At 71.4% G+C, this 21,384-nt stretch carries 24 protein-coding genes; 15 read left to right on the top strand and 9 right to left on the bottom strand.

The window, feature by feature from the left end:
• Positions 1 to 900: a helix-turn-helix transcriptional regulator gene (locus tag IE332_RS19630; RefSeq protein ID WP_229928728.1), complete on the bottom strand. Its 900-nt coding sequence runs from the start codon at positions 898 to 900 to the stop codon at positions 1 to 3.
• Positions 901 to 1,002: 102 nt separating this feature from the next.
• On the opposite strand from IE332_RS19630, the gene IE332_RS19625 reads away from it, so the two are divergent.
• The 3 genes from IE332_RS19625 (at position 1,003) to IE332_RS19615 (ending at position 3,624) form a co-directional block, all read left to right on the top strand.
• Complete coding sequence (locus IE332_RS19625; protein ID WP_189918073.1) at positions 1,003 to 2,523, top strand: MFS transporter; 1,521 nt, start codon at positions 1,003 to 1,005, stop codon at positions 2,521 to 2,523.
• A gap of 142 nt (positions 2,524 to 2,665) precedes the next feature.
• Complete coding sequence (locus IE332_RS19620) at positions 2,666 to 3,148, top strand: MarR family winged helix-turn-helix transcriptional regulator (protein ID WP_189918071.1); 483 nt, start codon at positions 2,666 to 2,668, stop codon at positions 3,146 to 3,148.
• Positions 3,145 to 3,624: a winged helix DNA-binding protein gene (locus tag IE332_RS19615; protein ID WP_189918064.1), complete on the top strand. Its 480-nt coding sequence runs from the start codon at positions 3,145 to 3,147 to the stop codon at positions 3,622 to 3,624. The genes IE332_RS19620 and IE332_RS19615 overlap by 4 nt, the downstream gene beginning before the upstream one ends.
• A gap of 33 nt (positions 3,625 to 3,657) precedes the next feature.
• Here IE332_RS19615 and IE332_RS19610 read toward each other — a convergent pair whose 3' ends face one another.
• Both IE332_RS19610 and IE332_RS19605 read right to left on the bottom strand, forming a co-directional pair.
• Positions 3,658 to 4,785, bottom strand: coding sequence for a serine hydrolase domain-containing protein (locus IE332_RS19610; RefSeq protein WP_189918062.1), 1,128 nt, complete (start codon positions 4,783 to 4,785; stop codon positions 3,658 to 3,660).
• A gap of 115 nt (positions 4,786 to 4,900) precedes the next feature.
• On the bottom strand, positions 4,901 to 5,347 hold the full coding sequence (locus IE332_RS19605) for an Lrp/AsnC family transcriptional regulator (protein WP_189918060.1): 447 nt from the start codon (positions 5,345 to 5,347) through the stop codon (positions 4,901 to 4,903).
• Positions 5,348 to 5,440: 93 nt separating this feature from the next.
• On the opposite strand from IE332_RS19605, the gene IE332_RS19600 reads away from it, so the two are divergent.
• Positions 5,441 to 6,256: an LLM class flavin-dependent oxidoreductase gene (locus IE332_RS19600; RefSeq protein WP_189918058.1), complete on the top strand. Its 816-nt coding sequence runs from the start codon at positions 5,441 to 5,443 to the stop codon at positions 6,254 to 6,256.
• Complete coding sequence (locus IE332_RS19595; protein WP_189918055.1) at positions 6,253 to 6,687, top strand: nucleoside deaminase; 435 nt, start codon at positions 6,253 to 6,255, stop codon at positions 6,685 to 6,687. Before IE332_RS19600 ends, IE332_RS19595 begins: the two co-directional genes overlap by 4 nt.
• 24 nt (positions 6,688 to 6,711) lie before the next feature.
• Here the strand turns inward: IE332_RS19595 and IE332_RS19590 are convergent, their stop codons facing one another.
• Entirely contained in the window at positions 6,712 to 7,329 is a 618-nt protein-coding gene (locus tag IE332_RS19590; RefSeq protein WP_189918053.1) for a TetR/AcrR family transcriptional regulator, read from the bottom strand.
• Positions 7,330 to 7,404: 75 nt separating this feature from the next.
• Here IE332_RS19590 and IE332_RS19585 point away from each other — a divergent pair, with 75 nt between their 5' ends.
• Complete coding sequence (locus IE332_RS19585) at positions 7,405 to 7,986, top strand: RBBP9/YdeN family alpha/beta hydrolase (protein WP_189918051.1); 582 nt, start codon at positions 7,405 to 7,407, stop codon at positions 7,984 to 7,986.
• A 19-nt stretch (positions 7,987 to 8,005) separates the two neighbouring features.
• On the opposite strand, the gene IE332_RS19580 is transcribed toward IE332_RS19585, so the two are convergent.
• Complete coding sequence (locus IE332_RS19580; protein ID WP_189918042.1) at positions 8,006 to 8,539, bottom strand: P-loop nucleotide/nucleoside kinase family protein; 534 nt, start codon at positions 8,537 to 8,539, stop codon at positions 8,006 to 8,008.
• 127 nt (positions 8,540 to 8,666) lie between these two features.
• Between IE332_RS19580 and IE332_RS19575 the strand changes: the two genes are divergently transcribed.
• Both IE332_RS19575 and IE332_RS19570 read left to right on the top strand, forming a co-directional pair.
• Positions 8,667 to 9,137 carry a DUF5959 family protein gene (locus IE332_RS19575; protein ID WP_189918033.1) on the top strand — a complete coding sequence of 157 codons (471 nt, stop codon included), beginning with the start codon at positions 8,667 to 8,669 and terminating at the stop codon, positions 9,135 to 9,137.
• Between the two features lie 50 nt (positions 9,138 to 9,187).
• Positions 9,188 to 9,598, top strand: a complete 411-nt coding sequence (locus IE332_RS19570) for an SCO4402 family protein (protein WP_189918031.1) — start codon at positions 9,188 to 9,190, stop codon at positions 9,596 to 9,598.
• Between the two features lie 15 nt (positions 9,599 to 9,613).
• Here the strand turns inward: IE332_RS19570 and IE332_RS42400 are convergent, their stop codons facing one another.
• Positions 9,614 to 9,751, bottom strand: coding sequence for a DUF397 domain-containing protein (locus IE332_RS42400; protein ID WP_373313765.1), 138 nt, complete (start codon positions 9,749 to 9,751; stop codon positions 9,614 to 9,616).
• 28 nt (positions 9,752 to 9,779) lie between these two features.
• Positions 9,780 to 10,646, bottom strand: a complete 867-nt coding sequence (locus tag IE332_RS19560; protein ID WP_189918027.1) for a helix-turn-helix domain-containing protein — start codon at positions 10,644 to 10,646, stop codon at positions 9,780 to 9,782.
• Between the two features lie 111 nt (positions 10,647 to 10,757).
• On the opposite strand from IE332_RS19560, the gene IE332_RS19555 reads away from it, so the two are divergent.
• The 4 genes from IE332_RS19555 (at position 10,758) to IE332_RS19540 (ending at position 12,908) form a co-directional block, all read left to right on the top strand.
• Positions 10,758 to 11,135, top strand: coding sequence for a hypothetical protein (locus tag IE332_RS19555; protein ID WP_189918517.1), 378 nt, complete (start codon positions 10,758 to 10,760; stop codon positions 11,133 to 11,135).
• On the top strand, positions 11,132 to 11,317 hold the full coding sequence (locus tag IE332_RS19550; RefSeq protein ID WP_229928727.1) for a hypothetical protein: 186 nt from the start codon (positions 11,132 to 11,134) through the stop codon (positions 11,315 to 11,317). Before IE332_RS19555 ends, IE332_RS19550 begins: the two co-directional genes overlap by 4 nt.
• On the top strand, positions 11,314 to 11,544 hold the full coding sequence (locus tag IE332_RS19545; RefSeq protein ID WP_189918025.1) for a hypothetical protein: 231 nt from the start codon (positions 11,314 to 11,316) through the stop codon (positions 11,542 to 11,544). Before IE332_RS19550 ends, IE332_RS19545 begins: the two co-directional genes overlap by 4 nt.
• A 254-nt stretch (positions 11,545 to 11,798) precedes the next feature.
• On the top strand, positions 11,799 to 12,908 hold the full coding sequence (locus IE332_RS19540; RefSeq protein ID WP_189918023.1) for a threonine aldolase family protein: 1,110 nt from the start codon (positions 11,799 to 11,801) through the stop codon (positions 12,906 to 12,908).
• Here the strand turns inward: IE332_RS19540 and IE332_RS19535 are convergent.
• Positions 12,898 to 16,725, bottom strand: coding sequence for a wHTH domain-containing protein (locus IE332_RS19535; RefSeq protein WP_189918022.1), 3,828 nt, complete (start codon positions 16,723 to 16,725; stop codon positions 12,898 to 12,900). The two genes, IE332_RS19540 and IE332_RS19535, sit on opposite strands and share 11 nt — an antisense overlap.
• Positions 16,726 to 16,850: 125 nt before the next feature.
• On the opposite strand from IE332_RS19535, the gene ybiA reads away from it, so the two are divergent.
• The 3 genes from ybiA (at position 16,851) to IE332_RS19520 (ending at position 19,779) form a co-directional block, all read left to right on the top strand.
• Positions 16,851 to 17,429 carry a riboflavin biosynthesis intermediates N-glycosidase gene (gene ybiA, locus IE332_RS19530; RefSeq protein WP_189918021.1) on the top strand — a complete coding sequence of 193 codons (579 nt, stop codon included), beginning with the start codon at positions 16,851 to 16,853 and terminating at the stop codon, positions 17,427 to 17,429.
• A complete protein-coding gene (locus IE332_RS19525) occupies positions 17,426 to 18,550 on the top strand; it encodes a hypothetical protein (RefSeq protein WP_189918020.1) in 1,125 nt (374 codons plus the stop codon). Before ybiA ends, IE332_RS19525 begins: the two co-directional genes overlap by 4 nt.
• A gap of 68 nt (positions 18,551 to 18,618) precedes the next feature.
• Entirely contained in the window at positions 18,619 to 19,779 is a 1,161-nt protein-coding gene (locus IE332_RS19520; protein WP_189918019.1) for a hypothetical protein, read from the top strand.
• Between the two features lie 75 nt (positions 19,780 to 19,854).
• Here the strand turns inward: IE332_RS19520 and IE332_RS19515 are convergent, their stop codons facing one another.
• Positions 19,855 to 21,237 carry a glycine--tRNA ligase gene (locus tag IE332_RS19515; RefSeq protein WP_189918018.1) on the bottom strand — a complete coding sequence of 461 codons (1,383 nt, stop codon included), beginning with the start codon at positions 21,235 to 21,237 and terminating at the stop codon, positions 19,855 to 19,857.
• Positions 21,238 to 21,384 lie beyond the last annotated feature (147 nt).

Here is a 21,384-nt window from a genome sequence, read left to right as displayed (position 1 = left end):
TCAGGCCCCGGTGGGGAGCCGGTCCATCAGCGCGCGGGTCTCGTCGTCCAGCGGGGTGTAGGTGATGATCCGGGTGCCGAGCCGGGGGCTGAGCCAGAAGTTGGTGTACTCGCAGCTCAGCAGGCCGACGCCGGGCACCTGGAAGCGCTTGATGCCGTTGCTCGGCCGCATCACGTCGTGCCGCTGCCAGACCTCCGCGAAGTCCGGCGAGGCCTTGAGCAGCCGGGCCAGCAGCGCCTTCCAGGCCGGCTCCGAACTGTGGTCGGCCATCGCCGAGCGGAACCGGGCCACCATGCCGAGCCGCTCGGTGCGGTAGTCGATCAGCACCTCGCGGAACCGCGAGGGCGTGAACGCCATCCACATCAGGTTGCGGTCCTCCGGCGGCAGGGCGGCGAGGTCGCCGACGATCCCGGTGTACTGCGCGTTGTACGCCAGCACGTCGTAGCGGGTGTTGACCGCCAGGGCCGGGTACGGCGCCAGCTGATCCAGCACCAGCCGCACGCTCGGGGTCACCGAGGGGCACTCCCTCACCGGCGCCGGGTCGTCCGCGCCGGCCAGGGTGAACAGGTGCGCGCGCTCGCTCGGGTCGAGCAGCAGCGCCCGGGAGACCGCGTCCAGCACCTGGGTGGACACCTGGATGTCCCGGCCCTGCTCCAGCCACGTGTACCAGGTCACCCCGACCGCGGCGAGCTGCGCGACCTCCTCCCGGCGCAGCCCGGGCGTCCGGCGGCGACCGGTCATCGGCAGGCCCACCTGGTCGGGCGCGATCCGCTCGCGGCGGCTGCGCAGGAACGCGGCCAGCTCGTGCCGGCGGGCGTCCTCGGCACCGACCGGGCCGACCGGGCGCGGCCGGGCGGATCCGTTGGCGGGGGCTTGTGCGGCGGGGGTCATCAGGCTCATGCTCCCCAGCATGCGGCAGCCGTCAGCCTGTTGCCAGGTACTTCTTATACCTGGATAACCACACTCTGGTACCAGGGTGAGAGCGGGCGGATCGTATGACCCGTGACCCAACGACTCGCCGCCGCCCCCACCCCGCACCGCACCGCCACCACCCCCGGCAGCGCGGCCACCCGCAGCCCCGCCGGCGCCCCGTCCACCGGAGCGCCCGGCACCGCCGCTCTCGGAACCCCCGCCCACGGAACCCCCGCCCTCGGCACCGCCGGGCTGGTCACCGTCCTGCTCGGGGCCTTCCTGCCGATGCTCGACTTCTTCATCGTCAACGTCGCCCTGCCCACCATCGACGAGGACCTGGCCGCCGGGCCCGCCGTCCTCGAACTGGTCGCCGCCGGCTACGGCATCGCCTTCGCCGTCCTCCTCGTCCTCGGCGGGCGCCTCGGCGACATCTTCGGCCGCCGCCGGCTCTTCGTCGTCGGCGCCGCCACCTTCGCCCTCACCTCGCTGGCCTGCGGCCTCGCCCCCGACGCGTGGTCCCTGGTCGCCGCCCGGGCCGCCCAGGGCGCCTCGGCCGCGCTGCTGATCCCCCAGGTGCTCGGCACCATCACCGCCGCCACCGACGGCGCCCGGCGCGGCCGCGCGCTCAGCGTCTACGGCGCGGTCGGCGGCATCTCGGTGGTGATCGGGCAGGTGCTCGGCGGGATGCTGGTCGCCGCCGACCTGTTCGGCACCGGCTGGCGCTCGGTGTTCCTGCTGAACGTGCCGTTCGCGCTGCTCGCCGTCGTCCTCGCGTTCCGCTACGTCCCGGAGAGCCGGGCCACCCAGGCCGCCCGGGTCGACGTGCCCGGCACCGTGCTGCTCACCGCCACTCTGCTCTCCCTGCTCATCCCGCTGATGGAGGGCCGGGCCGCCGGCTGGCCGCTCTGGTCCTGGGTGCTGCTCGCGCTGTTCCCCGTGCTGGCCGTCTCCTTCGCCCTGGTCGAGCGCCGCGCCGAGCGGCGCGGGGACACCCCGCTGGTGCCGCCGACCCTGCTACGCATCCCCGAGATGCGGCGCGGCCTCGGCATCGCGCTCCCCTACTTCGCCGGCTTCGGCGGCTTCATGTTCGTCATCGCGGTCGCCCTCCAGCAGGGCCTCAGGCTCGGCCCGGTCGCGGCCGGCTGGGCGCTCGTCCCGATGGCCGTCGGCTACTTCAGCGCCTCGCTCGCCGGCCCGCGCCTGATCGGCCGCTGGGGCAGCCGGGTGCTCAGCGCGGGCGCCGTCATCCAGGCCGCCGGCCTCACCACCCTCGCCCTGACCGTCCTCGCCGACTGGTCGCACTTCTCGCCGCTGCGGATGGCCCCGGGCGTCGCCCTCGCAGGCATCGGCCAGGGCTTGATCGGCACCCCGCTGTTCCGGGTCGTCCTCTCCAAGGTGCCCGCCGCCCGGGCCGGCGTCGGCAGCGGCGTCCTCGCCACCAGCCAGCAGTCCAGCCTCGCCCTCGGCGTCGCCACCCTCGGCACCCTGTACCTGTCGCTCTCCCCCAGCCTCGGCATGGGCCACGCGCTCGCCCTCTGCCTCGGGATCCAGTTCCTCGGCTCCTTCACCATCCTGTACCTGACCACCCGGCTGCCCCGTTCCATCGGCTGACCCCACCGGGCCCCCGGGCCCCGGACGGCGGCGGACGGCCCCGCGATCGCACCCCGATCGCGGGGCCGTCGGCGTTCCGGCTTCCGCCGGCCCGCGCGCAAAACAGTAGCCATGGACATAGTAGCCATGTACGGTATCTGTCATGAGTACAGCAGCCGAGGGCGCGACGGCGGGGTTCCTGGTCTGGCGCCTGTCGATGAAGTGGCGGGTGGCCGTCGACCGGGCGGTCGCGCCGTTGGGCCTGACGCACGCCCAGTACGCGGTGATGGCGTCCCTGTACGGCATGGCCCGCTCCGGGCTGCGGCCCAGCCAGCGGCGGCTCGCCGACCACACGGGGCTGGAGGCGCTGTACGTCTCCAAGCTCGCCCGCGCGCTGGAGGCCAACGGGCTCGTCACCCGCACCCGGGACCCGGACGACCCGCGCGCCATGCAGCTGACGCTCACCGAGGAGGGGCGCGAGGTCACCCGCCGCGCCATCACGGTGGTCCAGGGCCTCCTGGACCGGCTGCTGGAGCCGCTCGGCGGCCAGGACAGCCCCCGCGCGCGGCAGTTCACGAGCGAACTGGCCGCGCTGCTCGACGCACCTCTTGATCCGTCCACCGAGAACGACGAGGAGCAACCATGACCACGAGTACCGGCACCCCCGCTTCCGCCCCCACCACCACCGCAGCCGTGAACGGCCGGGTCGTCGCCCTGGCGCACAACGCGGCGCGCGCCCTGCTGGAGGGCGTGCTGGAGCGCCACGGCATCACGTTCCGGCAGAGCGTGACGCTCCGGGCCGTCGCGGTCGCGGGCGGCTCGATCGCCACCGACGCGCTCGTCGACGACGTCACCGGCTCGCTGAAGGTCGACGAGTCCGTCGTACGCGACGTGGTCGAGGAGCTGACGGCCGCACGGCTGCTGGCGGCCGACCCCGCCGAGGGGGCCGGGCTGCGGCTCACCGACGCCGGCCGCGAACTGTACGAACGCACCACGGCCGAGTCCGCCGAGATCACCGCCCGGCTCTACGGCGGCATCCCCGCCGAGGACCTCGCCGTCGCGGGCCGGGTGCTGGCCCTGGTCACCGAGCGGGCGAACGCCGAGCTGGCCGCGGACGGCTGAGGGCCGGAGACCCGCCGGAGGCTCAGCGGCGGCTCAGCGGCAGAACGCCGCGTCCACGACGCCCTCCAGGCGCTCGGTCACGCCGTAGTCGGTCGGGACGGTGGTCACCGCGACGGAGACGGCGCGGCCGTCGTCGGTGACGCCGCCCCGGGTCTCGTACCCCGGGATGTCGCCGCCGTGCCCCCAGTAGACCCCGCCGCAGGAGAGCGGCCGGCTGAGGATCCCCAGGCCGGCGCCCGCGCCGGTGTCCCCGATCGGGACGGTGGTGCGCATCTGGGCGAGCTGGGCGGGCGGGAGGAGGTTCCCGGCGAGCAGTTCGGAGAAGAAGCGGTTGAGGTCGGAGCCGGTGGAGATCATCTGCCCGGCCGCCCAGCCCGCCGAGGGGTCCATCTCGGTGAAGTCGCCCAGCGGCCCGTCCGGCGTGTCCTTGCGGTAGCCCCGGGGGTGGGGCTCGCGGATGGTCCGGTCGCCGACGGCCGGGAAGTAGGTGTGCCGCAGCCCGAGGTGCCGGACGATGCGCCGGTCGATCTCCTCGGCGAGCGGCCGGCCGGTGACCTTCTGGACGAGCAGGCCGGCGAGCACGTAATTGGTGCTGCTGTAGCCGAACTTCTCCCCGGGAGCGAAGACGGGCTTCTGCGCGAGGGCGAGGTCCAGGAGCTCACGGGGCTCGAAGTACCGGTCACGGAGCGAGGGTTCGTCGAGCAGCCCCTCGTAGTCGGCCAATCCGCTGGTGTGCTGCAGGAGTTGGCGGACGGTGATGTGCCCCCCGTCGATGCCCTCGCCACGGATCAGGCCGGGGAGGTACCGGTCGACCAGGGCGTCGAGGTCGACCTTGCCCTCCCCCACCAGCTGCAGCACGACCACCGCGGTGAAGGTCTTGGTGTTGCTGCCGATCCGCACCTGCCCGTCGACCGGCACCTTCGCACCGGTGGCCAGGTCCCCCACTCCCGCCGTGTAGTGGCGGGTCCGGCCGTCCCGGTCCCGTACGGTCGCGAGCGCGGCGGGCACGCCGTCCGTGCGCACCAGCGCGTCCAGCCCCTGCCGGACGGTGTCGGGGCGGGAGGCGGCGGACGCGGTGGCCTGGACGGGCGTCAGGACGCCGGTGCCGACGACGACCGCGGCCGAGAGTGCGAGGGCGATGTGGCGGATCCGCTGACGCATGGGTCAACTCCTCTGGGAACGTGGGGAGTAGGTCCTCCCTGAGCACGACCGCCAGTCTGGTCGCACGGCCCACGAACGACCTCCCCCGATCGAGGGAGCGCCTCCGCCGCCGCCCTCAGGGCCTGGCCGGCCCGCGCAGCGGCAGCGTCCGGCTGTAGACGACGCTCGTGGTGGTGCTGCCGAAGCCGGCCAGCTCGTCGACCAGGGTCTCCAGGTGCTCCATGGAGGTCGCCGCGACCTTCAGGGTGTAGCAGTCGTCGCCGGTGGTGCGCAGGCACTCCAGGAGCTCGCGCCGTTCGGCGAGCAGCCGGCGCAGCGGCTCGTGCCGGTTGCCGGGGTACTTCAGCCGGACGACGGCGAGGACGGGGTAGCCGACCTTCGTCAGGTCCACCGACGCGTGGTAGCCGGTGATGACGCCCAGCGACTCCAGGTTCCGGACGCGCTCGGTGGTCGCGGACGCGCTGAGGCTCACCCGCCGCCCCAGCTCGCTCAGGGAGATCCGGGCCTCGCCCTGCAGCTGCTCGATGATCGCCCAGTCGGTGTCGTCAAGATTCACGGCCATGCGGCGAATCTACCGGGAGAACCACGGCCACGGGCGGCCGAGACCGGGAGGAATCCGTTCCGTGACCCATGATCACGGGGATAGCCTCGCAGCATGCAACTTGGCGTCAACGTCCCGAACTTCGGCCCGGGCACCGACCCCGGCGTGCTGCGCGAGTGGGCCCGCACCGTGGAGGGGCTCGGCTTCGACCTCCTCATGGTGTCGGACCACGTGGCGGTCACCCCGGACGTGGCCGAGCGGTACCCGGAGCCGTTCCACGAGCCGTTCACCACACTGTCCTGGCTGGCCGGGATCACCACCGGCCTGCGACTGGGCACGACCGTGCTCGTCCTGCCCTACCGCGACCCGCTGCTGGTGGCCCGCATGGCCGACACCCTCGACCGGCTCAGCGGCGGCCGGTTCGTCCTCGGGGTGGGCGTCGGCTGGGCGCGCCAGGAGTTCGCCGCGCTCGGCGTGCCGTTCACCGCGCGCGGCCGGCTGACCGACGAGTACCTGGGCACTCTGCGGGACCTCTGGGGGCAACAGGCGCAGGGCCGGTCCGTGCCGGTCTGGGTCGGCGGCCACAGCCCGGCCGCGCTGCGCCGGGCGGTCCGGTACGGCGACGCCTGGCATCCCCTGCGGCTGCCGCTCGACCGGATGGCGGCCGTCCTCTCCGAGCACCGGATGCCGGGCTTCGCGCCCCGGATCGCCCTGCGGCTGACCACCGAGCCGGTCGACGACCCTGACCGCCCCGCCGGGGTGGGCACCGTCGAGCAGGTCCTCGACGACCTGCGGCAACTGCGCGCCCTCGGCGCCGAAACCGTCGTCCTCGACCCGTACCACGGCGACCCGGACGAGACCCGCCGCCCGCAGACCGCCTGGCGGGACCTCACCACCGTGACCACCCACTGGAAGGCGGCGACCACGTGATCACCGAAGCCGACGAGACCCTGCTGCGCCGCGCCGTCGCCATCGCCGCCCGCGCGGTCACCCTCGGCGACGCCCCGTACGGCTCCCTGCTGGCCGGCCCGGACGGCGAAGTCCTCGCCGAAGCGCACAACACCGTGCGTCGCGACGACGACATCACCGCCCACCCGGAACTCAAGCTCGCCCGCTGGGCCGCCCGCGAACTCGACCCGGACACGGCCGCCCGCACCACGATGTACACCAGCTGCCAGCCGTGCGGGATGTGCCACGGCGGCATCGTCCGGTCCGGCATCGGGCGGGTCGTCTACGGGCTGTCGACGGAGCAGCTCGTCGCCCTCAACCCGCCGTCGGGCGCCTGGCCGGAGGTGCCGCAGGACGGCCCGGCCCTGCACGAGGAGGCCCGGACGCCGATCGAGGCGTACTACCGGGCCTGAAGGGGCGGCGCCGGTCGGTCCCCGTCACCGCCTGTGCGCGAGGCCGTTCAGCAGCTGCTCGACGTGGCCGGCGGCCAGGACCGGTTCGAGGGGCTGGTGCTCGACCAGGAGGCGGTACCAGAAGAGCCCGAAGAAGTGGTCGGTGGCGGCCTGGAGGTCGACGTCGGCCGGGAGTTCGCCGTTCCGGACGCCGCGGGAGAGCATGGCGAGCAGGACGGCACGCCGGCTCTCCACCCACTCCCGGAAGGGCCCGGCGAAGGCGGGGTCGAGCTGGGCCTCCGCCATGAGGCCGCGCAGCGTACGGACCCGGACGGGGTGCGCGGTGACGCCGTACAGGGCGGCGGCGAACGCGGTCAGGTCGCCGGCGAGCGAACCGGTGTCCGGCTCGGGCATCCGCTGCTCGACGGCGGTGCGGTAGGCGTCCATGACGAGGACCGCCTTCGACTTCCACCAGCGGTAGATGGTGCTCTTGGCGACGTCGGCGCGGGCGGCGACGCGTTCGATGGTGACGGCCTGGTAGCCGAGTTCCTCGACGAGCTCGATGGCGGCGGCCAGGACGGCGTCGTGGGCGTCCTGGCTGCGGACCCGGCCGCCGGTGCGGCGGCCGGCCGTTCCTCGGCTGGGGTTTTCTCCGGAAGGCACCTCCTCACGCTAGCAGCGTGCTACCTTCTAATCGAAACGCGACGGATCGTTTGAATTCAGGGGAGTGGACCGATCATGAGCGAGATCGTGGTGGCACACGGCTACGGCGCGAGCGACGACAGCGTCTGGTTCCCGTACCTCACCGAGCAGTTGGCGCAGGCAGGCCACCGGGTCACCGTGCCCCGGCTGCCCGACACCGAGGCGCCGCGGCTGGAGCCGTGGCGCAAGGCCTACGGCGAGGCCGCACTCGCCGCGGGCCCGGCCGGGTCCACCGTCCTGGTCGGGCACAGCATCGGCGCCGTCAACGTGCTGCGCTTCCTGGAGCAGCACGACCCCGAGGCGGACGGCGTGTTCGCGGGCGTGCTGCTGGTGTCGGCCTCCGCCCACGAGGTCGGGTACGAGGCGCTCGCCTCGTTCTTCGACGGCGAGTTCGACTGGGCGCGCATCCGCCGCTCGGCCCGGCACTTCCGGATCCTCCAGGCCATGGACGACCCGGTCAACCAGCCCGACCCCACCGAGCACGTCCGCCTGCTCGTCGAAGGCCTCGGCGCCACCGCCGTCGTCACGCCCACCGGCGGGCACTTCGGCGCCACCCCGGACGACCACGTCGAGGTGCCGGAGGCCGTCCGGCTGGTCCTGGAGCTCCTGGCGGCCTGACCCCGCGCGGTGGCCGCCGTCACCCGAACGACGGCCACCGGTTCGCCGCCCACGCCCGCCAGTCCGTCCAGCCGGGCGGCGGACCCTCGACCGCCCCGAGGCCCGCCAGTTCCGCCGCGTCGGGCTCCTCGAAGTGCGCCCGCCCGTCCAGGATCTCCGCCTCGGTCATCGGGAACGTCTCATCCGGCGCGGTCTCCCAGCGGCGAGCGATCCGGGCACGCTGGGTCCGGTCGTCCACCGGCAGATAGAGCATGCGGAAGCACGCACCCTCGGCCTCCGCCAGCCAGCGGATCGCGGACCGCTCCTGCCGCGACCAACAGCCGTAGTCCACCACGACATCGGTGCCCAGCCGGACCGCCTCCAGGGCGAGCCAGAGCATCCGCCCCTCCAGCACGTCCCGCTTCCCCTCCGCCTCCGCCTCCGCCGCCCCGAACAGCGGCAGCATCCAGTCGTCGGGCGTCAGCCGCAGCGCGCCCCGCTCCTCGGCGATCCGCCGAGCCCTCGTGGTCTTGCCGGCCCCGGGCAGGCCGACCATCAGGAACAAGGTCGTCACCCCCGGATGGTGACAGGGCGACAGAACCGGGGACCACCGGATTACGCCCTGGCCCCCTCGCGGTACCCGCTGGACCCGTGATGCGGCAGGATGCGCGCCGGACCAGCACGAGGAAGCGAGGCCGGCGATGACCGAACCAGGTGCCGTGGACCTGATCCACCTGGAGGACCCCGATGGCGACCGGTGCACCGTTCGCGTCACCGGTCGCTCCGAGCCCGGTGTGCCGACCGGACACGACATCCTCCGCGCCGAGATCTCGGTGCACGCCGACTTCGTCGACGCCCGGCTGAAGCTCCATCTCTCCCAACGCGACCTCGACGCCTGGCAGCAGGAGCTGACCGGCCTCGCCCCCGGCGCGGACGCGAGCATCGGTGGGGACCGCGGGCCCAGTCTCACCCTCCACCTGCACGAGGACCGCTCCCTCGCCGTGACGATCCACGATCCCGACCGCCTCAGCGCGCTGCTGTGGATCCGGCCGCAGGAGAACTGGACGGACGAGCACCACGACCGACTCGACCGGGTCCGACGAACCTGGCCCAGCGAGGTCCTGGAAACGGCCCCCAGGACCTACCAATGGCGTCCCACCCGCCAGGGCTGAGCGGCACCGGGGCCGAGAGCAGCGCCGGGCGCCACGGCTATCCTTGGCCCGTGATCGACCACGGCATCGCCCTCCCCTACCACCGCCTCCACGTCGTACCCGCCGTTGTGGCACTGGCCAGCCCGACCTGGCAGCGGGAGACCTGGCTCGACCCGGAACGCCTCGAAGACCTCGCCCACACCGTGCACGTGCTCTTCGACGACTTCTGCCACGCGGACGACCCGGCGCCCTGCCTGGGCTACAGCCTCCGCACCGAGGAGGAGGTCGAGCTCATGGCGCGCCTCGGCACCGCCTACGGCGCGGTGCAGGACGCCGTCGGCGCCACCGCCCCCGACGAGGCCTACCTGGACGCGCCCGGCTGGCCCGCCGTGATCTCCGTCGCCGCGCGCCTGGCCCAGGTGATGGTCACCAACGACCTGCTGGCCCTGGAGAAGCTGCACCAGGCCGGCCACCCCTCCTAGCGGACGACGGGGAGGTCAGCCGGTAGCGCCGAACTCGCCCGCGCGGACGGCGGATACGAAGGACTGCCAGGCCGCGGGGGTGAAGGCGAGGGCGGGGCCGTCGGGGTCCTTGGAATCGCGGACACGACCGGGGCGGGCGTCGTCCACTTCCACGCACGACCCGTTGTCGGAGTTGCTGTAGCTACTCTTTCGCCACCGAGCCACCTGCTGGTCCGTTCCCGCCACGCTCGTATCCCTCTGCGATCGACTGGATGAAGGCCAGAGACTCCCGCCATGACAACGCAGTGGCCCGGGCCACATCGTAAGCGCGACGACACTTGCCCAGCATCTCCGGGTCATCGAGCAGTTGGCCGGCATAAGCCGACTCGCTGTACGCGAGGGGCGGAGCATCGTCGAACGTCATCAGGCAGAGCAGGCCCGAGAGCGCATGGCAGCCCGCCGCGAACGGGACGACTTGAAGTACCAGTCGACGTTGCTTGATCAGTTCTTCCATATGCCGCAACTGGGCAGCCATGATCTGACGGCTTCCGATCACCCTCCGAAGCACAGCCTCATCGAGAATGAACCACAGTTCGGGACCGTCCGGGCCCGCAATGCGCCGCCCCCGCTCCATTCTTGAGGCGACATTCGTCGCGATCTGCTCGTCAGTCCAGACGGATCCCGCATCCAGGAACATCGCTCGCGCATACTCAGGGGTCTGCAGCACCCCCGGAACGATCTGCCCAGCATATTCACTGATCGTCAACGCCCGGGACTCGTGGTCGGAAGCATGCTCGAAGTAGTCCGAGAAGGTCTTGAAGCCCTCCAGAGAGTGCAGCCGCTCCAGCGCTCCACCGGTATCGAGAGCCACGTCGATCCGCTGCGACAGGTCGATCTGCGGAACCCGGACCGCCTGCTCCAACTGTCCGATGTAGCCGCCGGAGACGAACACCAGTCCCCCCAGCCGTTCCTGCGTCATCCGGGGCACAAATTCTTCCCGAAGCCTCTTCAGTTCGGCGCCGTAGTACTCGCGAGGAGTCATTCCGCGGGGGACTTCGAGCCTGGACATCGAGCTCTCCAAATCCTACGTTCAACCTGCTGTGACGATCTGGCTTCACAGCGTAGCCAGTGAATAGCAATCTGGTGGGGCAAATCCCAAACCCCCCTCAGGAGCAGCGCCATGGCTTCCATGCTCAGAAAGATCACCGCCGAGGACCGCCGCGAGGCCGCCGACGCCCTCGACGACCTCAAGGCGACCCTCGCCTACGCCGGGACCCAACTCCCCTCCCCCGGCATCGACTGGAAGTGCGCCTCCGTCACCGGCATCGTCCTCATCGACCTCGGCGCCGCTCCGACCTCCGTCGTCCGCCAGATCGTCGACCTCCTCCGCGCCGGGGTGCGGGCCCAGCGCGAGCAGGCCGCTCAGCAGCCCTGGTACCCGGAGGCCGGCTCGACCGTCACGCTCCACGCGGACGGCGGCGTGCCCCTGCCCGCCAAAGTCGTCGGCGCCAACGGGAAGTTGATCAGCGTCCGGCTGGAGAGCTGGATCCCCTCGTGACCACGCCGACCGTCCCGGCCGTCACGGCCCCCGCCCCCGGCGACCTGGTCTACGACCACCGCGCCGAGCGGCTCGGCGTCGTCATGGACCTCGTCGGCCGCATCGTCTACCTCCGCCCGCCGCGCGGCGGCGTCGAGTGGACGGCCCGCCCCGAGCACCTCGGGTCTCCCCCTGCCTCATGACCCCACCGACCCGCCCCCGCGCCTCCCTGGTCGTCGCCGCAGCCTTCTCCGTCGCGACCGGGGCCGGCGCGGGGGCTCTCGTCTCCCACCCCGTGCGCCACCACCACCCGGGCCTGGCCGAACTGCTCTTCCTCCTCGTCCTCTGCGCCGTCACCCTGCTGCTCAACTCCGCACTCAGCAGCGCCATCCAGCGCCGACACCCGACGCCCGACACAGCCCGCGAATGACGAGGTCACCACCGTCGTGTACGACAGCGACTACGGGCCGGGCTTGATCTGGCAGGCCGAGTGAACAGGGGGCCTCCGCCTGTCCCGGATCAACGACGGCGGGACGGCGAGTACCGCGTGTCCGTCCACCGAGGCGACGGACCGGCCGAGGAACGCCTGGTGCTCAACCCGGGCCACCCCGCACCCGTGGAGTGCTGAGGACCTCCCGGGAAAAGCAGTTGGCCCGGCCCGCTCGCCGGTCCGACAATCACCGGATGACCGATGACCAGAGCGAGCTCCACCGGCGACGCGCGGCCCGTACCACCTGCAAGCGGTTCCTCTCCGGCGACCGCCTCCCCACCATCCGCGAACGGCTCACCCGGCTCGCCGCCCTGGACGGCCTGGACGTCCACCCCGACTTCTACGGCAACGACGGACCGGTCCGGCAGCTGGAGGAACGGACCGCGGCCCTGCTCGGCCACGAGGACGCGGTCTTCTTCCCCACCGGCACCATGGCCCAGCAGGTCGCCCTCCGCCACCACGCCGAACAGACCAGCAACCCCGCTGTAGTGCTCCACCCGCTCAGCCACATCGAACGCCACGAGCGCCACGCCTACACCCAGCTCACCGGCCTGCGCGGCCTCTGGCCCACCACCGAACACCGCCAGCCCACGCCCGCCGAACTCACCGCACTCGGCGAACCGTTCGGCACCCTGACCGTCGAACTCCCGCTCCGCGACCCCGGCTACCTCCTCCCCACCTGGGACGAACTCACCGCGCTCGTCGACGCGGCCCACGAAGCCGACGCCCGGGTGCACTTCGACGGCGCACGCCTCTGGAACACCACCGCCCACTTCGGCAAGCCGCTCCACGAGATCGCCGCCCTCGCCGACAGCGTCTACGTCTCCTACTACAAGGACCTCGGCGGCATGAGCGGCGCCGCCCTCGCCGGAGACGCCGGCCTCACCGCCTACGCCCGCACCTGGCGCCACCGCTACGGCGGCCAACTCTTCCAGCAGTGGCCCGCCGCCCTCGCCGCCCTCGACGGCCTGGACACCGTCCTCCCCCACCTCGCCGACTACACCCGCCATGCTGCGACGACCCTCATCCCGGCCCTGGCCGCACTCCCCGGCGCCCGCGTGTACCCGGAGGTCCCGCCGACACACGAGTTCCAACTCTGGCTCCCCCACCCCGCCAAGGCCCTCAACGCCGCCCACCTGGCCCTCGCCGAGCAAGAGGGCACCTGGTTCCTCCCCTACTGGCAGGACGCCGCCCCCGGCCTCGCCATGGCCGAAGTCAGCCTCGCCGGCCCCGCCCAGGAATGGACGGCCGACGAGGTGACCGAACTCGGCCACCGCTTCCTGGAACTGGCCGCTAAGGCCTGACCGAGGGAATCTCCCGAGGCACCCGGGCCAGGGCTGCGCGGATCATCTCGGCGACGTCGGGCACGTCGACGCCCAGTTCGCGCAGCCAGTGCGCCGTTTCAGCGAGGGACATCTGGGCCTGGCGGGAGGCCAGTACGAGGTGAGGCAACGACGCGGCGGTGTCCTTGTCCACATTCCCCAGCAACACGGCCCTGTAAGGATCCAGTCCTTGGGGAAGTTCTGCCCTGCTCAGGGGGACACCGTACGTGGCCAAGCGCGAAGTGATCTCGCCAAGCGACACGCCGAATTCACCCGCCGTGACAAGCACGCGATTGAGCGGGACCACCTGACCGACCGACACCCCGGCGAACCAGGAGACGCCCTCGGACAAGAGGGCCCGGTCCAGGTCTTCCGGCTCCTCAGGAAATGTCAACCCCGTGAGGATCCCATAAGCAGCCAGCCGATCCACTGCCACAGCATGCGAGACATCGGAATCCGCGACCACACTGATCAGCTGCGCGAACGGGATGGGGACATCCGGAAAGACCTGGTCTCCGCCATGAAGGTCCGGACGCCCCAGGATCTCACGGTCCTGGGGCTCCCGCCGCTCCGGCAAAGGCAGTACGCGGAAGCCCAGGGCCGACAAGCTCTCGGCGACCGACTCCGCCGCCACCCCGAATTCGTCGGCGGCGGCGAGCAGATGCCCCGGAGGCACCGTGGACGCCATGCTGAGCCAAGGCCACTGACCGTCCAGGTCCCTGCTGAGCAACCTGAGGAGGTCCTCGTCCGGCTCGACGGGGCTTCGCAAGGACTCCACTCGGCCCCCCAGTGCTTCCAGCCGTCTGACGATGTCGACGGCCTCAAGTTTCAGGGTGCTAGCGGCCTGAAGTACGTGGCCCGGTGGAATCGCTTCATCGAGGTCCAGCCAGTTGCCGCGCTTGATCGTCTGGTCCGTGCTCAGGAGCCGCAAGGTTTCCTGCGTGAGGAGATCCTCGCCCTGCGGACCATTCGGGACGTCGAACCCGTAGCGACGAAGGCGAGCAGCGGCCTCCACCAGTCCGACGCCCAGGGCGTGATGAACGCGTACGAGATCGGCGGTCCGGATACTCCCGTCAGACGGTGCCCTTCCCCCATCCGCGGCTTCGAGGAGCGCCGCCTCCTGACGAAACGAGCAGGACCCAGCGTGCAGGAACCCCGCTGGGTCCTTGTCGATCGCTCCGAGCGCTCTCGCCCTGAGAGCAACCTCGTACGGATCACGGCCGGTGCGTCGGGCATGGCCGTAGACAGCGGAGAGCGCGCCCGGCGTGTGTCCTCCGTCCGTGGACAGGTTCCTGTCCGATGGACACGCGCGCAACAGACCCGCGAGGTCAGAAACCTCCGGCACCAAGCGCACGAGCTCATCGCGGAGTTCACTCGAACCATGAGCAAGGATCCGCCACAGAAAGAGATGGTTGGGCATGTCGACCGGCCGGCCGGTTCGACCGGTCCGCCTTCCCGGGAGGAGGAGTACTGCGAGGTCGGCATCCGGATCGAAAACACCCATCGACCGCAGGTCGACACTCACACCTTCGCGCCTCATTGACATACCGGCATCAGCGAAAACCTGCGCGATGGCGTCCGCGAGCTGGGGGCTCCCCCTCACTACCCTTGCCAACCAGTCGAACGAGACAAATCGAACCGGGTCGACAACCAGCGCCCTCGCCGCCTGATCGATCAGACCGGATGTGCCGGCAGGAAGACCATCCAACACCTGCGCGCGGTCGACCGAGAGGCGCACCGGCGCATAGGGCCCGCGCAAGTTGATGACCAGGCCATAAGGATGATCGCCTCCCACGCTCAGAAGGCTGGGTTCGGGCGGTGGCTTGACGACCAGCCCATCCACCATCAAGACGCCATTGCCGTCGCACCACTGCACGTCCACGTCGCGCGGAGCCTCAGCCCAAGGCGCGGTCCGCTTCGGATAGCCGACCAATCGTGCGTAGTCGAGAACGCCTCGCTCCCACTTCTCGATCCGGCTTCCCTGCTCCGCCGTGGTGGTGAACTCCGCGATGCCGAGCACCTCACAGAGCACGTCCACACACGACCAGGTCGGGACCCACTCCGCCTCCTCCCTGAGGTATAGCCGCACCCGGGTGAAGGGTTTCGTCCCCTGCTCGGCCACGGCGATCTTGAAAAGGTGACCCGGCCCGTAGATCGAGGCCACAAGGACCGCTCCCGCCGCCCCCGTCCGCCTGTCCATCCGGCACGTGGTGACCCGGATCTCGTCGGCCAGCATGAAGTAGCTGAGCACCCCGATGCCGAACCGGCTGTTCGGAAAGAGCTTGATCGGGGGCTTCTTGCCAGCCCACAGCGCCTCCTCCGCCTTGTAGGCCGGCTGGTCGGCGAAGCGGGCACCCGCCTGGGAAAACACCCCTCGCAGCTGGGCCTCCCCCATGCCGACCCCGTCGTCCTCACACTCCAGGTAGGGTCGGCCGTCCTCGTCCTCCCCCTGGATGAAGGTGATGGAGCCCTCGTACTCCTGGAGCGGATGCCCCTCCGCCCGCAGGTAGTCCGTGCGGGCCCGGCGGTAGCGGCAGGCGTCCAGCGCGTTCTGGTAGAGCTCACGGACAGCCAGATTGCGGTCCTTGTACAACTGGGTGCCCATCAGCATGTCCCGCACCCGACGCTCGTCCAGGCGGAACTTGGCCCAGTTGACGATCTTCGAATCGGAGGCCTGGACGTCGGTCGTCGAGAGCCGTCGCGGCAGCTCCGGCATGGCGCTGGTGACCCTGTCCGGGATCGCCCGCTGGATGCCGTGCAGCATCTCGTCGAGCCTGGCGATGTGCTCTTCCAACGCCTGTTCCACCGCGCCATGGTGGTAGACGGCGCTGAGCACAGGCAGCACGTCCGAGCCACCCCAGGAGAAGTGGTCCAGGGTCTCCCGCAGTTGATCCGGCTCCACCGCCTCGGGGATGCCCACGTGGTCGACGATGATGTCCGGCAGCGCCGTCAGCTCGATGGCCATCCCGCTGGCGAGCGCGAGGAGCAGGGCGAGCCGCCGCTCGCGGACGAGCTGCCGGCCTGAACCGCGCAGCGACTGCTCGGGTTTGAGCTCGTCGAGGTGTTCCGTCGAGCAGACGTCCGGGCCGCGCTGCAGGCCGTACAACAGTTTCCGCAGCCGCGCCGGGTCCAGGGCATCCTTCAGCACAGATCCGATCGGCACGATTTGGTCGACGAACTCCGGAAATTTCTTGTCCAGCGCCACACCGCAGTGGACCCGCAACCAGCGGTGGTACAGCCACCATCCGATCGGCTCGCGCCCCTCCGGGCGGCGCGGCACCCGGCCCAGCAGGGTGCCGTAGTCCCCCAGGGTCCGCTGATAGGACGACCGATCACCGGTCGCCGACGGGTCCTGGTCCAGATTCGTCGGATCGACGGCGCGATGCCATACGGCCGTTTCCGCCTGGTGGACGTGGTGGATGAGCGGCACCAGGAGCAGCAGCGCGGCCTCGGCCGGGTACAGATCCGGCGGCAGGTATTTCTCAGCCTGCTCCAGGAAGCGCAGGCCGTAGCCCGGGTCCTGCCAGGGGTCGGCCGCCAGCATCCGCTGTGCGTTCTCATGGCGCGCCTGGAGGCGGGCAGCCACGATCGCTGCGCCCTGCCGGTACGGCTCGGCGGCGTGCTGTGCGGGGACCTTGTGCCAGGCCGGGGAATCCCAGACCTTGTCCGCCCAGAGGCCGAGCTGCTGCGCTCCGCCGGGCGATCCGTTCTGGTAGTAGTGCTGGTTCAAGACGCCCGCTTGGGTCAGGTTCCCGACCGTACCGCCACCGAACTCGTTGTGGATGTCGTTCCGTTCCATCCCCGCCCGTCCCGCGATGCCCCTGTCTGCGTGCGGAAATCCTAGAAGCCGGGCCACCCCCTCGCAGGCGTTACGCCGTAATCAAAGGGTTCGCGGCCACGACCCCTTTGTGTCACTATGACGATATGAGCGAGATGCGCGTGGGGAACCCGGCCGACGTCCGGAGCCGTGAGGAGTTGGCGGCGCTGATGGCCGACGGGGTGCACCCGAAGTGGGTGATGTTCTGGGGGCACACGGCCCGTAAGGGTGGCGGCACCCGGCAGGAGTGCCTGAGCCAGTGGTGGCCCGGGGACTTCACCGTCGACGGGGTGACGTACGCGTCCGCCGAGCACTGGATGATGGCCGGCAAGGCCCGGATGTTCGGGGACGACGCCATCGCGGAGCAGGTACTGGCGGCCGCGACGCCGGCCGAGGCGAAGAAGCTGGGCCGGCTGGTGAAGGACTTCGACGACGAGGTCTGGGTGGCCGGGCGGTTCGAGCTGGTGGTGGCGGGCAACGTCGCCAAGTTCGGGCAGGACGAGACGCTGCGCGCGTACCTGCTGGGCACCGGCGGCCGGGTGCTGGTGGAGGCCAGCCCGATGGACCGGATCTGGGGCATCGGGCTGGCGGCCGACGACATCCGGGCGCAGCAGCCCGCCGAGTGGCGCGGGCTGAACCTGCTGGGCTTCGCGCTGATGGAGGCGCGGGCGCGGCTGGCCGCGTGAGCAGCGTCGCGCCGCTGCTGAACGGGGCGGTGGTGGTCTCGGCCGCCGCCTCCCTGGTCCTGGCGCCCAGGGTGCTGCGGGCCGAGCCCCGGCCGCCGGGCCGCACCGGCCGCCCGGGCGGGATCGGCCCGGAGGCGGTGCTCGCGGCCGTCGTCGCGCTGGTCTTCCTCAACCAGGTCCTGTCCGCCGTCTATGTGAACCGGGTGCACGGCGGGGACGCCTCCTTCGTCGCCCGCTACCTGCCGCCGGGCTGGTTCGACGTCCCCCGCCTCGGCTCCCTCGCCGACCGTTTCCCGGCGCCGGAGCTGCTGGCGCCCTCCGTCCTGCGGGTGCAGGCCTTCCTCGAACTGCCGCTGGTCCTGCTGGCGTTCGTCTCCGTCGTCCGGCGGCTGGACCGCGACCTGTACGTCCGGCTGGCCGGTTCGCCGCTGATCCCGCTCGCCGCTGCCTCGTACACGGTGGCGTTCTGCGCGATCGAGTGGGACCTGCGGAACCCGTACACGGTGGACGACCTGGTGCTGCGCGTGCTCTCGGCCGTGGTCACGCCGCCGCTGATCGCCTGGCCGGCCCGGCGCGAGCCCGTTGCCGACCGCCCCGCCCGCGGCAACCCGTTCCTCTTCGCGCTCGACCTGTGGGCGTACGGCCAGTTGATGCTGGTGCTGTACGACACCGTGCTGCTCTACAACCTGGCCCGGCTCGGCAGCCATGTCCTCCCCGCCGCGGCCGCGTCGGCGGTCCTCGCCGCGACCCACCTGCTCCGCCGCTCCGCGACCTCACCGACCGGCCCGTACCTCACCACGCTCACCGCGACCATCGGCCGGGCGCTGGCGCTCTTCCTCGTCCCCGCCCTGGCGATCCGCTACGCGCAGACCTTCGCCACGCCCCGACTCGCCGCACTGGCGGGCCTGGTGGTGCTGGGCGCGGCCGCCCGGCGGGACACCGTACGGCTCCTGCTTCCCGCCGTCGCCGGTGCGGCGGTCGGCTGCGTCGTGGCCGCCCTCCTCCCGGGGCCCTACTACGAGGCGACGCTGCTGCGGAGCGCGACCGGCGCACTTCTTGCCGCGACCGCCGTCTGCGCGCTCCTTGACACCACTCGGGCACGACTGGTCGTGCGCTCTTAACTCCCCCGCCACATACCAACGCCAGGATGTCCTGCAGTCAGGGTCTGGATGGACAGGTTGGGGCGATCATGCGCATGCGGCCGACGGCACAATCCGCAGGCCAGCAGCTGGAGGGCGAGCAAAGAGCCGCCGAACTCCGCGCGGAGCTGGACGAGTTACTCCGCGCGAGCCGCTACGCGAGTCAGCGTGAACGGCGACTGAACGAGGCGATCCGGGCGAACCCGGGGCGCAGCAGGCCGGACGGCGAGCTGTTGCGGCAGCTCGCCCAGGCCCGCACCCTCCGCGAGGGGCTGGGAGCCCGCTGCCTCCAGATCAGCAACCAGCTGGAGGCACTGGAGATCCGCCTCAGACACGAACAGCAGCAGGAACCACCGCAGCACCACCAGCAACACCAGCACCATCAGCAAGACCAGCACCACTTCGAACACCACCACGAGCCCGAGCCGGCCCCCACCCCGCCGAAGGCCCCGCCACCGCCCGCCCGCCCCGACATCGGCGCCCTCACCGAGCGGATCACCACCCTCCACCGCGCCGGGGCCCTCGCCGCGGAGGCGGAGCTGCTCGACCAGGCGGCCGCCCGCCTCGCCCCCGCCGACGCCGCCCTGCTGGTCGGCATGCTCGCCCAGTACGGCCCGACCGGCTCCTCCCTGCACCTGGCCCGGAGCGCCGCCCGTCTCACGGCGGAACACGCGGTCGCCGTCCTGACGGAGTTACGCGAGCTGGGCCTGGCCGAGGAGGCCGCCGCACTGTTCCACGCCTTCTGGGCCTACCCGGCGACCTCCGTCCCGGGGCTCCTCGCCGCGCTGGAGCAGGCCGGGCAGAACGCCGACGGCGCGACGCTGCTCTGGGAGTGGGGCTCGGCGCCGACGCCCGAGCTGACCTCCCTCGCCGCCTGCCTCCAGCAGCACGGGCGCCCCGGCGACGTCCGGACCCTGCTGCGCCAGGCCGCCGGCCGGCCCACCGCGGACCTCGCCGCGCTCGCCGCCGAGCTGCCGCCGGCGCTGACCACCGATCTGCTGAAGGAACTGACGGCGCTCCGCCCGCCGGCCGAACTCGTGCGCCTGGCCTCGGCGTTGGACGAGGCCGGCAGCCGGGAGCTGTACGGGCAGCTGCTGGTCGCGCTGCTCGCCGACGGCCCGCGCCACCGCACCACCCTCGCCGCCCTCCGCGCGGCCGGCCTGTCGACGACCCCGCCCGCGGCCCCCCGCTCCCGTTGGGGATGGCGGTAGCCGCGGAACACCCGGAAAGCGAGGAGCCCCCGCCCACCCCGAAGGGCGGACGGGGGCTACCCGAAAGGACCCGACTCAGCAGCCGATCAGGCGGGCACCGAGGTACGCCTTGACCTGGTCCAGCGAGACGCGCTCCTGCGACATGGTGTCGCGGTCGCGGACGGTCACCGCGTTGTCCTCGAGGGTGTCGAAGTCGACGGTGACGCAGAACGGCGTGCCGATCTCGTCCTGGCGGCGGTAGCGCTTGCCGATGGCGCCGGCGTCGTCGAACTCGACGTTCCACGCGGTGCGCAGGTCGGCGGCCAGGCCGCGGGCCTTCGGGGAGAGGTCGGCGTTGCGCGACAGCGGCAGGACGGCGACCTTGACCGGGGCCAGGCGCGGGTCGAGCCGCATGCCGACGCGCTTCTCCATGACGCCCTTGGCGTTCGGCGCCTCGTCCTCGAAGTAGGCGTCGATCAGGAAGGCCAGCATGGCGCGGTTGAGGCCGGCCGCCGGCTCGATGACGTACGGGAAGTAGCGCTCGCCGGACTCCTGGTCGAAGTACCGGAGGTCCTTGCCGGAGGCCTCGCTGTGCACCCGCAGGTCGTAGTCGGTGCGGTTGGCGACGCCCTCCAGCTCGGAGAACTCGCTGCCACCGAAGTTGAAGCGGTACTCGATGTCCACGGTGCGCTTGGCGTAGTGGGAGAGCTTCTCCTTCGGGTGCTCGAAGAAGCGCATGTTCTCGGTGCGCAGGCCGAGGCCGACGTACCAGTCCCAGCGCTGCTGCAGCCAGTACTCGTGCCACTGCTCGTCATCGCCCGGCTTGACGAAGAACTCCATCTCCATCTGCTCGAACTCGCGGGTCCGGAAGATGAAGTTGCCGGGGGTGATCTCGTTGCGGAAGCTCTTGCCGGTCTGGGCGATGCCGAACGGCGGCTTCTTGCGCGAAGTGGTCTGGACGGCACTGAAGTTGGTGAAGATGCCCTGGGCGGTCTCGGGGCGCAGGAACGCCAGGCCGCTGGCCTCCTCGGTGACACCGAGGTGGGTCTTCAGCATGCCCGAGAAGTCCTTGGGCTCGGTGAACTGGCCCTTGGTGCCGCAGTCGGGGCAGTTGACGTCCTTGAGGCCGTTCGGCGGCGGGAAGCCGTGCTTGGCCTCGTACTTCTCCTCCAGGTGGTCGGCCCGGTGGCGCTTGTGGCAGGAAAGGCACTCGGTCAGCGGGTCGTTGAAGGTGGCGACGTGGCCGGAGGCCTCCCAGACCTCGCGGGCGAGGATCACCGACGAGTCGAGACCGACGACGTCCTCACGGGCCTGTACCATCGCGCGCCACCACTGGCGCTTGATGTTCTCCTTGAGCTCGACACCCAGCGGCCCGTAGTCCCAGGCGGCACGCGTGCCGCCGTAGATCTCGCTGCAGGGGTAGACGAAGCCACGGCGCTTGCTCAGGCTGACGATCGTGTCGATCTTGTCGGCGGCCACAGTGCTCTCTTCAGTACGTACGGCACGGTCAGGGCACGGCTGGTTGCGCGTACCCGAATACCTCAGGTTACCGGCCATATGGGTACGTGATTCAAATCGGTATCGTCCGGCCGCCCCCACTCTCCGCCACCTGCCGTTCACCCATTC

Origin of the sequence: Kitasatospora xanthocidica, assembly GCF_014656195.1 — a bacterium.
Classification (GTDB): Bacteria; Actinomycetota; Actinomycetes; order Streptomycetales; family Streptomycetaceae; genus Kitasatospora; species Kitasatospora xanthocidica.
This window is presented reverse-complemented; position numbering and strand designations above follow the sequence as displayed.

Bases quoted from the DNA above. Each gene is read 5' to 3' on its own strand.
- IE332_RS19585 (WP_189918051.1), top strand. From the start codon at position 7,405: ATGAGCGAGATCGTGGTGGCACACGGCTACGGCGCGAGCGACGACAGC.
- IE332_RS19540 (WP_189918023.1), top strand. From the start codon at position 11,799: ATGACCGATGACCAGAGCGAGCTCCACCGGCGACGCGCGGCCCGTACC.
- IE332_RS19575 (WP_189918033.1), top strand. From the start codon at position 8,667: ATGACCGAACCAGGTGCCGTGGACCTGATCCACCTGGAGGACCCCGAT.
- ybiA (WP_189918021.1), top strand. From the start codon at position 16,851: ATGAGCGAGATGCGCGTGGGGAACCCGGCCGACGTCCGGAGCCGTGAG.
- IE332_RS19600 (WP_189918058.1), top strand. From the start codon at position 5,441: ATGCAACTTGGCGTCAACGTCCCGAACTTCGGCCCGGGCACCGACCCC.
- IE332_RS19535 (WP_189918022.1), bottom strand. From the start codon at position 16,725: ATGGAACGGAACGACATCCACAACGAGTTCGGTGGCGGTACGGTCGGG.
- IE332_RS19615 (WP_189918064.1), top strand. From the start codon at position 3,145: ATGACCACGAGTACCGGCACCCCCGCTTCCGCCCCCACCACCACCGCA.
- IE332_RS19560 (WP_189918027.1), bottom strand. From the start codon at position 10,646: ATGTCCAGGCTCGAAGTCCCCCGCGGAATGACTCCTCGCGAGTACTAC.
- IE332_RS19620 (WP_189918071.1), top strand. From the start codon at position 2,666: ATGAGTACAGCAGCCGAGGGCGCGACGGCGGGGTTCCTGGTCTGGCGC.
- IE332_RS19520 (WP_189918019.1), top strand. From the start codon at position 18,619: ATGCGCATGCGGCCGACGGCACAATCCGCAGGCCAGCAGCTGGAGGGC.
- IE332_RS19610 (WP_189918062.1), bottom strand. From the start codon at position 4,785: ATGCGTCAGCGGATCCGCCACATCGCCCTCGCACTCTCGGCCGCGGTC.
- IE332_RS19545 (WP_189918025.1), top strand. From the start codon at position 11,314: ATGACCCCACCGACCCGCCCCCGCGCCTCCCTGGTCGTCGCCGCAGCC.
- IE332_RS19605 (WP_189918060.1), bottom strand. From the start codon at position 5,347: ATGGCCGTGAATCTTGACGACACCGACTGGGCGATCATCGAGCAGCTG.
- IE332_RS19555 (WP_189918517.1), top strand. From the start codon at position 10,758: ATGGCTTCCATGCTCAGAAAGATCACCGCCGAGGACCGCCGCGAGGCC.
- IE332_RS19630 (WP_229928728.1), bottom strand. From the start codon at position 900: ATGAGCCTGATGACCCCCGCCGCACAAGCCCCCGCCAACGGATCCGCC.